Raw genomic sequence first — 10381 nt, 5'->3', positions numbered from 1 at the left:
TAATTAATTGTATTATTTCTCGAATTTATTTGAAATTATTTATCAGTTAATTTACCATTGATTATGTATTTTAAAAGGGAGGAAAAATATGGAAAGAATTGTAGTCGAGTTCGGAATGTTCGAAACTCTATTTTTGGCTGTAATTGGCATTTATATTGGAGACTTTTTAAGAGATAAGTTCCCAGTTTTAAAGAAATATTGTTTGCCAGCGCCCGTTGTAGGTGGAACAATCATTTCTATAATCACAATGATTCTATACTATGCCAATATAATTGAACCAAACTTTGATTTTCAAACAGTCAATACGCTATTTTATTGTTTATTCTTTGCTGCAAGTGGTACTGCTGCAAGTATGTCGCTACTCAAAAAAGGTGGCAAGCTCGTTTTAATATTTGTAGTAATCGCAGCACTTTTATCTATCGGTCAAAACGCCTTGGCGCTAGGTGTTGGAAATGCACTTAATGTCAATCCGCTAATCTCAATGATGACAGGATCAATTCCACTATCAGGTGGACACGGAAACGCAGCAAGTTTTGCACCAGTTGCAATTAAACTTGGAGCACCTGAGGCTGCTATGGAAGTTGCCATTGCATCTGCAACTTTTGGACTTATCGCTGGTTCTCTTCTTGGTGGACCTTTTGGTAACTTCGTTATCAAAAAACACGGCTTCGAAAATGAAACTGTTCAAATTAAAGATATGTCCATGAACGAAAAAGCTCAAGAAATTTTTGTAAACAGATCAAACATGATGTCAGCAGTTCTACTTCTTGTAACTGCATGTGGTATCGGTCAAGTAATCTTCCTTATCTTGGAACATTTCTTGTCAAAATACAACATAAGCATTCCAATTCACGTGTGCGCAATGCTTGGTGGTATTTTAGTAAGAGTTTATCTTGACAAAACTAAAAAGGCAGACGATGCTCTTATCGAATCACTTGATATTGTTGGAGATTTTTCACTTGCACTATTCGTTGCAATGTCAATTGTAACTATGAAGTTGTGGCAACTTGCAGGACTAGGATTTAGTTTAATAATTCTACTAGTTGCTCAAATAATATTTATTCTACTGTTCACATACTTCATCACATTCAGAGCCCTTGGCAAAAACTACGACGCCGCAGTTATGGCAGTAGGTCACCTTGGCTTTGGTACAGGTGCCGTTCCAGTATCAATGACAACTATGAAGACAGTTTGCGACAAGTATAGATTTTCACAAATTGCATTTTTCGTAGTTCCAGTAATCGGTGGATTTATCAACAACTTGACAAATGCATTTATAATCACAACATTCTTAAATATCGCAGCTGGAATGGTATAAAATAATTAAAAATAGCCGTAGCTTTGTAAAATAAGCTCGGCTTTTTTTATTTCCACCAAAAAATATTTAAAACTCTTATCAAATATTATATTTATTAGTGTAGAATATATTTATAAATTATAAAGAAGAGGCTTTTATGAATAAATACATAATAAACTTTTACAATAAAAATGATAGAGATAAAGCTACTGTAGTATTTCTAATCTATCTAATTAGCGGAATTTTATTTTTAAGCATTGGTGAAATGCCAGAAATTTATACATTCTTTGCAGTAATAAATATTAAAATTTTAGTTCCCTTTCTATTGGGATTTTTAATATTTTTGCCGCGCCTATTTAAAAATAATGGACATCTCTCTTACTTACTTATATTTTTATTCATCCCCCAAATATTTTGGATCTATCTATCCCTTTATAATTTTTCATTTTATATACCGCTAATACTTGGAATAATATTTGGTTTCTACACAAGTTACACAATAAAGAGCATATAAAAAGACCTACGCTTGTAGGTCCCATGCTGATTACAAAATAAAAAAGCTCTAAAGAAATCTTATCCTATGGAAGAAATTGTAGGAAGTTCAACTTGAAATAAATCGACCGAAAAACGCACTGTTCGAACGAAGTGAGTTTGCGCTTTTCAGATTTATGAAAGTATGAATTTCCCAATTTCTGTAATGAGATAAGATTTCTTGAGCTTTGTCAAGAGTCTTAGCCCTACGCTTGTAGGTCTTAATTTTTATACTTTTGTATAAGTCTTAGGTTTTAATTTATTTTCTATGGCTCCAAGAATTAAGTCAGCAAGAACTGCCATAAGTGCAGTCGGTATTGCTCCTGCAATAATTATTGGGCCACCATTTGCAACAGTGATTCCCCTTGTGATTATATCGCCAAGTCCGCCTGCTCCAATAAATGTTCCAACGGCAGTGACACCAATTGCAACTACAAGGGCGTTTCTAATTCCACCCATTATTATTGAAACAGCAAGAGGAAACTCAACCTTTCTCATAATCTGAGATCTAGTCATTCCCATTCCAGTCGCAGCATCAACAAGAGATGGAGAAACTGAATTTATCCCTGCCACTGTGTTTTTTAAAATTGGAAGAATTGAGTACAAAAATACCGAAAAGATTACAGTATTTGGTCCCGTTCCTATTGCAAACATCAGTATCGCAAGCATGGCAAGTGAAGGAATTGTCTGAAGTACATTTGCAATTCCAATAATTACAGAAGAAAGCTTGTACCTTCTAGCTATAAAAAATCCAAGCGGAATTGCAACAACTGCTGCAAAGAGCACTCCATAAACTGATATCAAGAAGTGTCTTATAAATTGGGAAAATACATAGCTGCCGTTTTGTGAATAATATAAAAATACACCTTGCATTATTTTCCCTCCTTAATCCTGTCAAATATTTTGTCGTTCTTATCTATCTTTACATTGTCAAAATAATTATTCTCTTCCAAGAAGTCCTTAGCAACTTCAGATGGTTCAACTAAGTCCTCATCGGCACGTCTATTTAACTCTTGCATAGTTTCTGTAGAAATTTGCCCAACAAGTGACATTATTGACTCGTTTACTTCAGGATACTTTCTTGCAATTTCAACTGAAGCAACTGGCGAACAGTCATATGGTGGGAATAATTTTTTGTCATCCTCAAGCAGTACCAAGTCATAAGATGCAATCTTTCCATCTGTCGAATAACCAAGTACAACGTCCATCTCTTTTGTAGCAAGAGCTGTATAAACAAGTCCTATTTGCATTGGATAGATATCTTCAAACTTAAATCCATAAAGCTCTTGGAATGCCTTGTAGCCGTCTCCCTTTCTAGTTATCCATGCAGTGTCAACGCCGACTTTTAAATCACCCTTTAACTTTTCAAGGTCAGATACTTTTTTAAGATCATGCTCTTCGGCAAATTCTTTTGTTACCATAAATGCATAGGTATTTGCAAATCCAAAAGATGGATACCAAAGTCTGTTCCAGCGTTTGTAATATTCATCTTGTACAACTTTCATTGCCTCATCAGGGTCCTTAATTGGATCCATTCCAAGTTCTCCCGTAAGGGCAGTTCCTGTGTACATTCCTCCAACAACATTGACATCGCCCTTAAGCATTGCAATGTGATTTAGTATAGAAGAAGATAAGTTTGGAATCATGGAGACCTTTAGGTCTGTGTCATGCTTTATCTTTTGAGCGACGATCTCTCCAAGTATTAGCTTCTCTGTATTAGAGCCTGAAGCAATTACTACGTCGTTTTTTGTGTCCGCTCCAATTCCAGGCAATGTGCAAGAAGTTAATAGCATAACAAGAGTTAATAAAATTATTATAAAACTTTTCTTAAACTTCATTATGCCACCTCGCTTGTCTTATTTGGAGTGAGTTTCTTTTCCACTTTCCCAAGAATGATGTCGATTAATATGGCAATAAGCGTAACGGGAATTGTTCCCCAAACAACCATTGGCATAATCGCATTGTCAAGTCCGTTAAAAATATAATCTCCAAGTCCACCCGCTCCAATATATGAAGCAAGAGTTGCCCAAGCAAGTACATAGACAGCAGATAGTCTAATTCCACTCATTATGACGGGCATTGCCATTGGAATTTGGACTTTTTTTAGAATCTGACTGCTCGTCATTCCCATACCCTTTGCCGCATCCATAAGACCCTTATCCACTCCATCTATCCCAAGATAAGTATTTCTCATAATTGGAAGTAGAGAATAGATAAAAAGTGCAACTATGGCAGGCTTAACACCTACTCCAAAGAGCGGTATCATGAGAGCCAAAAGTGCAAAAGATGGAACAGTTTGAAGAATTGATGCAATTATCATAACAACTTTTGCCACAACCCTTGATTTTGTCAAAAGTATTCCAATTGGCACGGCGACAATTACGCCGAGCAAAAGTGAAATTGAAGAAATATATAAATGTTCAAAACATTTTTGCAAAAGCTCCGCATTGTTTTCAATTAAAAAATCAATCATTCTTCTCACCTTGCTTTTTTGAGTGAGATGAATTTCCTATTTTAGAGTTGCTATCTCCAGATGCCTCATGCATAAGTTCTGACAAGTTGTCCTCTTCGAACTTTTCTTCTTCCTCTTCATCGTCATCTGCTCCCCAAAGGTTTTGGTAAATCGTATCAACGACTGTCGCACGAGTTACAAGGCCCACAAGTTTATTTTCACTGTCGACTACTGGAAGATTTTTTATGTCCAAATTGTAAATGTCCCTTATGGCATTCATAATAATTGTGTCTTCGCGAATTTCGTAAGCTTTTAATAGAACATCTTCTAGGGACTTAATATTTTTACCATATCTTTGCACATCGAACATGCCAACTTGCCCCAATAGATGATTTTCTTCGTCCACAACAAAAATTGTATCAACTCTCATCTTTCTCATCATGGCAAGAGCGTCGTAAGTAGATCTATCTGATGTAAGCGATACTGGATTTCTAAGCATTATTTTATCTACAGTCTCATAAGAAGTCTTTGCTTCGTTTAGCTTTTCTTCACCGAGCATTCCCTTTACGTAGTCGTTGGCAGGATTTTTTAAAATATTTTCTGGCGTATCAAACTGCACAACCTCGCCCTTTTGCATTATTACAATTCTATCGGCAAGATTTAGCGCCTCGTCCATATCGTGAGATACAAAGACTATAGTCTTTCCCATTTCACGTTGAAGCTTCTTTACAAGTTTTTGCAGTGCGTCACGAGTAATAGGGTCAAGTGCTCCAAAAGGCTCGTCCATTAAAATTATGTCTTGGTCTGCCGCAAGAGCTCTTATAACGCCAATTCTCTGTTGCTGTCCACCAGATAGCTCAGAAGGATATTTGTCAAGGTAAGTTACAGGCAAATCAACCTTTTTAATCAAATTCTCGGCAATTGGCCTCAACTTATCTTCGTCCCATTTTAAAAGCCTCGGCACAAGAACTATGTTGTCATATACAGTCATGTGCGGAAGTAGACCTATCTGTTGAATTACATAACCAATTTGGCGTCTAAGACTTACTGCGTCCATGTCCTTAATGTTTACGCCGTTGATTAAAATATCTCCAGAAGTAATATCGTTCATTCTATTTATCATTCTCATACAAGTAGTTTTTCCCGAACCACTGGCGCCGATAAAGCAAATAAATTCTCCGTCCTTAAACTTCAAGTTAATATCTTTTGCAGCCACATTGTTGCCAGGATAAACCTTGCTAACATTCTTAAACTCTATCAATTCAATTTCCCCTTTCATAAGTGGATTTCCGATTTTCTCACTAATAATTATATCTAAACACAACTCCCCTTTCAAATAAGTGCTAATTTGCCTATCTTTATATTCGCTGGCTAAGTAAAATAAACAATTAATTCACGCGCTGTTAAAATAAAAAAATAAATTTAAATTATACTGTGTAAAATTTAATACATTCTTACAATAATCTATACCCTACTTCAAGGCTTTGCCAACTACTTAACAAAAAATAAGCTTGTGAATTGTAAAATTTTAAAAAAGTAGAGCTTAATATTTTTAAATAATTTTTAATGCAAAGTTAAAAGAATGCAGGATTGTTTTGTAACTATAAGATTTTAATAAAACGAAATATATTCTACAAAGCCGAATAAATACAAATCAGAGTAAAAAAACATTAAATACAAAAAACATCCCACAATTTCTTGTAGGATGTTTTTTGTTTTACTTATTCAAAATCTATTAAGATCTTGAGAACATTTGGTCAGCCCACCACTCGTCTCTATATACTTCATATTGGCCTCTTAGTTGTCCAAGTTGGAAATCTTCCCAATATGCTAATTCGTCGTATAATTTTTTAGCTTCTTCAAGTGATGATTTTTCAGCTGCTTTTTTGTAGAATTTAATTGATTGGTTCTTGATGTCAATTCCGATTGCGAATACATTTAGTGCAAGTCTTACTTTTTCTACGTCAACTTTACCCCAATCATATTCTTTTTTCTTTGTAAGTGCTTCTTTTACTTTTTCGCCAAAGGATACTTCTTCTTCGTCTTTTATTTGAGTCTTTAGTCCTTCTAGATAAGATACGTGCTCATCTGATTGGTGAGAAAGTGATTTAAATGTTTCTGCTGCTATGTCGCCTTCTAGCATTTCTGCTGCTTTGTCATAGTATTTTATAGATTCATTTTCAAGTCTTAGTGCTTCTTCAACTATAGAAAGGTCGTTGTCGAATATTTTTTCGTCGTCTTCTTCTGTGTATTTTGAAATGCTCTTTAGGTAATCTATATCTTCGATGTCTGATGTAGATAGTTCTATGTTTGCACTTCTTTGTCTTGAGTATTCTGATTTAACTTCTGTGTTAGTCTTGTCAAATTCTATATGGCATACTCCACCAACGCAACCTGCAGATTTTACTGCATCAATTCCTGTGTCTAGTGCTTTTTCGTTTATTGGAAGTAGTTTTTTCTTTGAGTCTCCATAAACTTTTGTAAATGCTTTTACTACTGATTCAAGTTTTACTAAATCAGTTACTGCCAAAAATGCTCCAAGCATAATCATGTTTGCAACTTTTGGGTTTCCTACGTGATTTGCAAGATCTGATACTGGAATTGTGAATATATTTATGTCGTCTCTTGTTGGTTCTACTTTGCAAAGTGAAGAGTTGATAAATAGGTTTCCACCTGGTTCAACATTCTTTTCGAATTTTTCAAGAGATGGTCCGTTCATTACTACTACATCTGTTGCTTGAGAGATTACAGGGGAACCTACTGGTTCAGATGATACTACTACAGAGCAGTTTGCTGATCCTCCACGCATTTCTGGTCCATAACTTGGAAGCCAAGATACGTGTTTACCTTCTAACATACCAGCGTAGCTGATTAGTTGGCCCATGGCCATAATGCCTTGTCCACCAAATCCTGCTGCAATTATATTTCTAGTAGTCATTATTTATCCCTCCTAAAGTTTCCAAGTGGATAGTAAGGAATCATATTGTCTCTTAACCATGCAAGTGCATCTGCTGGAGGTAGTCCCCAGTTAGTTGGACAGCTTGATAATACTTCTACTATTCCAAATCCTTTTCCAGTTAATTGAAGTTCAAAACATTCTTTAATTGCTTTTTTAGCTTTTCTGATATTTGCAGGTGTGTCTACTGATACTCTTTCTACAAATTTTGCTCCGTCAATTGTTGCAAGCATTTCACTGATTCTAATTGGTTTACCAGCCCATGCTTCGTCTCTTCCGTAAGGAGAAGTTGTTGTTACTTGTCCTACTAATGTTGTTGGAGCCATTTGTCCACCAGTCATACCGTAAATTGCGTTGTTTACGAAAATTGTTGAGATGTTTTCGCCTCTGTGTGCAGCTTGTACTATTTCAGCTGTACCAATTGATGCTAAGTCTCCATCTCCTTGGTATGTGAATACGAATTTATCTGGGTGAACTCTTTTGATTCCTGTTGCTACTGCAGGTGCTCTTCCGTGAGCAGCTTCGTGCATATCGCAGTTAAAGTATTTATATGCAAGTACTGCACATCCTACTGGAGCAACTCCTATTGTGTCGTCAAGAACTCCAAGTTCTACCAAACATTCTGCCACAAGTTTGTGGATTACTCCGTGTGTACAACCTGGGCAATAGTGAGTTTCAAGTCTTGTTAGGCCTTCTGAATATTTATAAAGTACTTGTTCGTTAGTATTTTCCATTATTTAAGACCTCCTAATATTTCAAGAGCAGCTTCTTTTATTTCTTCAACAGTTGGGATTACCCCACCTTGTCTGCCGAAGAAGTGGATTTTTTGTCTTCCTTCAACTGCAATCTTTGCGTCATCTATCATTTGTCCTTGGTTCATTTCGCATACTAATACGTCTTTACATTCTGGATTTATGTCCTTGAAAGCGTCGTATGGATATGGCCAGCAAGTTATTGGTCTAATTAATCCAACTTTGTATCCTTCTTCTCTTAGAGCTTCGATTGCTGTTTTTGCAATTCTTGCTGTTGTTCCATAGGCATTTATTACTAGATCTGCATCTTCTATATTTTCTACATCAACTCTAACTTCGTTTTCGCAAATTTCTTTATATTTTGCCATAAGTTTTTTGTTGTGAGCTTCTAGTTCTTCTGCAGATAGATAAATTGAGTTTATTATGTTTCTTTCACCTGGGTGGTTTCCTTTGCCGTTAGTTGCCCAGTCTTTTGTAGGAATTTCTGCTTTCTTAGCAAGTGAGAAGTCAACTGGTTCCATCATTTGTCCCAATACACCGTCACTCATAAGTACAACAGGGTTTCTATATTTATCTGCAAGGTCAAATCCAAGTATTACTAAGTCAACTAATTCTTGTACTGAAGATGGAGCAAGAGTTATTGTTCTGTAGTCTCCGTTTCCTCCGCCTCTAGTTGATTGGAAATAGTCTGTTTGAGATGGTTGAATTGATCCAAGTCCTGGGCCACCTCTCATCATGTTAACTATTACACATGGAAGTTCTGCACCTGCCATATAAGAAATACCTTCTTGCATTAGTGAAACTCCTGGTGATGATGAAGATGTCATTACTCTTGCACCTGCACCTGCTGCACCGTATAGCATATTAATTGCAGCTACTTCTGATTCTGCTTGTAAAAAACATCCGTCAATCTTAGGAAGTTCTCTTGCTAAGTATTCTGGAACTTCAGATTGAGGAGTTATAGGATAACCGAAAAAGTGTTTGCAACCTGCTTCTATAGCTGCTGCTCCTACTGCTTCATTTCCTTTCATAAGTACTTTTGCCATATTCTTCACTCCTTAAGAAATTTATAAACTGATATAACTGAATCTGGGCATGTGATTGCACAATTTTGACAAGCTATGCAATCTTCTGGTCTTGCTGCGTGTGCAGGTGAGTAGCCCTTTACGTTAATAACATCTTTATTAATTTCAATAACATTTTTTGGACAAACTGTCACACATAGTCCGCAACCTTTGCATCTGTTTTCTTCGAACTCAACTCTTCCTTTAGCCATATTATACCTCCTATAACATCCAATCTTTTCTAAAATATAAGTCTATTGGAAAAATTTCTGCACCAATATCTCTCTTTCTCACCTCTTTTTCTATATCTCTAATACAGACTGAGTAGACATATGGTAGATTTAATTTTTCTGAAACTTCTCTTGCTAGCTCATCTCCATATAGTATGTCATCAACTGTAGTCTCTTTTAACATGTGAGTTGTATTGATAATTCCGGTAATTTTCGTTTGAGAATGACCTTCCATTTGACCAATAAATTCTCTTACAGATTTAAAATCTTCTGTCTCTGGTCTGTTTCTATTTATAACAAAATAGTGGTCATACCCATTTTCTCTAAGTATGTCTCTATATCTTCCTAGAGAAAGTGATCCCTTTGGATTTCCTCCAACATCTAAAACTGCCATGTACTCCTCATTTTCAAGAGGCTTTACAATTGCAGGATCAACTGCTGGTATATCTAGAGCATTGCCCTTTACACTTGAAGAGAAAGATTCAATCCCCTTCTCAGAAAGAAAATCCATTTGCTCCCTTATTCTAAAATATGTGTTTATAATATCTAAATCTATCGCAGCGACTTTGTCAAAATATTTGCGCAAGTAGAGTGCGTAATTAATAGAAAACTCTGTCTTGCCACTGCCAAAATGTCCTGTGATAATTTTTATTCTATTTCCAGTTTCTACTTCGGCGTACATTTCTACCTCCTATCAATAACTCTATAGATTATTATACACTAATATTGTTAATTTGAAAACAAATGCAAACCATTTTAATATTCACATGCTTTTAAAAAATATTTTCTTGAAATTTTAAAAAATTAGAAAATACCTCAATTTAAAGCTTAAATTTTTTATTTTTTAATTTAAAAATTTATACATCTCATGTCTTTTTTTATAAAATTCTTGATAACCTTTACACGAGAATGTTTAATCACTTAGCAGTCGCAAAAATTTAAATTTTATTTTTTTGTCCGTGCATAGTTTAATTTTATTTTTAATCTTCACTTAATTTTATTTTTGTATTCTTAATCTTCATACGATTTAATATTATTTTCTTAGTCTTCTAATATTTTTTCTGCAACGTATCCTTGTTTTTTAATTTGCATCATCTTC

11 protein-coding genes are annotated in these 10381 nt (G+C 35.3%); 2 read left to right on the top strand and 9 right to left on the bottom strand.

The features are described from left to right. Nucleotides 1–88: 88 nt before the first annotated feature. On the top strand, nucleotides 89–1318 hold the full coding sequence (locus tag ACOX6R_RS05680; protein WP_433448174.1) for a sodium/glutamate symporter: 1230 nt from the start codon (nucleotides 89–91) through the stop codon (nucleotides 1316–1318). Nucleotides 1319–1454: 136 nt separating this feature from the next. Then, entirely contained in the window at nucleotides 1455–1811 is a 357-nt protein-coding gene (locus ACOX6R_RS05675; protein ID WP_433448172.1) for a hypothetical protein, read from the top strand. Nucleotides 1812–2056: 245 nt separating this feature from the next. Here the strand turns inward: ACOX6R_RS05675 and ACOX6R_RS05670 are convergent, their stop codons facing one another. The 9 genes from ACOX6R_RS05670 to ACOX6R_RS05630 form a co-directional block, all read right to left on the bottom strand. Further along, a complete protein-coding gene (locus ACOX6R_RS05670) occupies nucleotides 2057–2701 on the bottom strand; it encodes an ABC transporter permease (protein WP_433448170.1) in 645 nt (214 codons plus the stop codon). Then, nucleotides 2701–3666: an osmoprotectant ABC transporter substrate-binding protein gene (locus ACOX6R_RS05665; protein ID WP_433448168.1), complete on the bottom strand. Its 966-nt coding sequence runs from the start codon at nucleotides 3664–3666 to the stop codon at nucleotides 2701–2703. Before ACOX6R_RS05665 ends, ACOX6R_RS05670 begins: the two co-directional genes overlap by 1 nt. Further along, nucleotides 3666–4301, bottom strand: a complete 636-nt coding sequence (locus tag ACOX6R_RS05660; RefSeq protein WP_433448166.1) for an ABC transporter permease — start codon at nucleotides 4299–4301, stop codon at nucleotides 3666–3668. Before ACOX6R_RS05660 ends, ACOX6R_RS05665 begins: the two co-directional genes overlap by 1 nt. Further along, a complete protein-coding gene (locus tag ACOX6R_RS05655) occupies nucleotides 4294–5541 on the bottom strand; it encodes an ABC transporter ATP-binding protein (RefSeq protein WP_433448164.1) in 1248 nt (415 codons plus the stop codon). The genes ACOX6R_RS05660 and ACOX6R_RS05655 overlap by 8 nt, the downstream gene beginning before the upstream one ends. A gap of 474 nt (nucleotides 5542–6015) precedes the next feature. Then, nucleotides 6016–7218 (bottom strand): 2-oxoacid:acceptor oxidoreductase family protein, encoded by a 1203-nt coding sequence (locus tag ACOX6R_RS05650; protein ID WP_433448162.1) that lies wholly within the window; start codon nucleotides 7216–7218, stop codon nucleotides 6016–6018. Then, nucleotides 7218–7970, bottom strand: coding sequence for a thiamine pyrophosphate-dependent enzyme (locus ACOX6R_RS05645; protein ID WP_433448160.1), 753 nt, complete (start codon nucleotides 7968–7970; stop codon nucleotides 7218–7220). The genes ACOX6R_RS05650 and ACOX6R_RS05645 overlap by 1 nt, the downstream gene beginning before the upstream one ends. Further along, nucleotides 7970–9034: a 3-methyl-2-oxobutanoate dehydrogenase subunit VorB gene (locus tag ACOX6R_RS05640; RefSeq protein WP_433448158.1), complete on the bottom strand. Its 1065-nt coding sequence runs from the start codon at nucleotides 9032–9034 to the stop codon at nucleotides 7970–7972. Before ACOX6R_RS05640 ends, ACOX6R_RS05645 begins: the two co-directional genes overlap by 1 nt. Before the next feature lie 5 nt (nucleotides 9035–9039). Continuing rightward, nucleotides 9040–9264 carry a 4Fe-4S binding protein gene (locus tag ACOX6R_RS05635; protein ID WP_433448156.1) on the bottom strand — a complete coding sequence of 75 codons (225 nt, stop codon included), beginning with the start codon at nucleotides 9262–9264 and terminating at the stop codon, nucleotides 9040–9042. Nucleotides 9265–9274: 10 nt separating this feature from the next. Beyond that, entirely contained in the window at nucleotides 9275–9964 is a 690-nt protein-coding gene (locus tag ACOX6R_RS05630) for an ATP-binding protein (RefSeq protein WP_433448153.1), read from the bottom strand. Between the last annotated feature and the right edge of the window lie 417 nt (nucleotides 9965–10381).

Origin of the sequence: Peptoniphilus sp., assembly GCF_050943655.1 — a bacterium.
Classification (GTDB): domain Bacteria; phylum Bacillota; class Clostridia; order Tissierellales; family Peptoniphilaceae; genus Peptoniphilus_A.
Note: the sequence above shows the minus strand (reverse complement) of the source record. Positions and strands in the feature narration are given on the sequence as shown.

Coding starts and splice junctions, on each gene's coding strand:
- ACOX6R_RS05640 (WP_433448158.1), bottom strand. CDS start 9,034: ATGGCAAAAGTACTTATGAAAGGAAATGAAGCAGTAGGAGCAGCAGCT.
- ACOX6R_RS05645 (WP_433448160.1), bottom strand. CDS start 7,970: ATGGAAAATACTAACGAACAAGTACTTTATAAATATTCAGAAGGCCTA.
- ACOX6R_RS05670 (WP_433448170.1), bottom strand. CDS start 2,701: ATGCAAGGTGTATTTTTATATTATTCACAAAACGGCAGCTATGTATTT.
- ACOX6R_RS05630 (WP_433448153.1), bottom strand. CDS start 9,964: ATGTACGCCGAAGTAGAAACTGGAAATAGAATAAAAATTATCACAGGA.
- ACOX6R_RS05635 (WP_433448156.1), bottom strand. CDS start 9,264: ATGGCTAAAGGAAGAGTTGAGTTCGAAGAAAACAGATGCAAAGGTTGC.
- ACOX6R_RS05680 (WP_433448174.1), top strand. CDS start 89: ATGGAAAGAATTGTAGTCGAGTTCGGAATGTTCGAAACTCTATTTTTG.
- ACOX6R_RS05675 (WP_433448172.1), top strand. CDS start 1,455: ATGAATAAATACATAATAAACTTTTACAATAAAAATGATAGAGATAAA.
- ACOX6R_RS05650 (WP_433448162.1), bottom strand. CDS start 7,218: ATGACTACTAGAAATATAATTGCAGCAGGATTTGGTGGACAAGGCATT.
- ACOX6R_RS05665 (WP_433448168.1), bottom strand. CDS start 3,666: ATGAAGTTTAAGAAAAGTTTTATAATAATTTTATTAACTCTTGTTATG.
- ACOX6R_RS05660 (WP_433448166.1), bottom strand. CDS start 4,301: ATGATTGATTTTTTAATTGAAAACAATGCGGAGCTTTTGCAAAAATGT.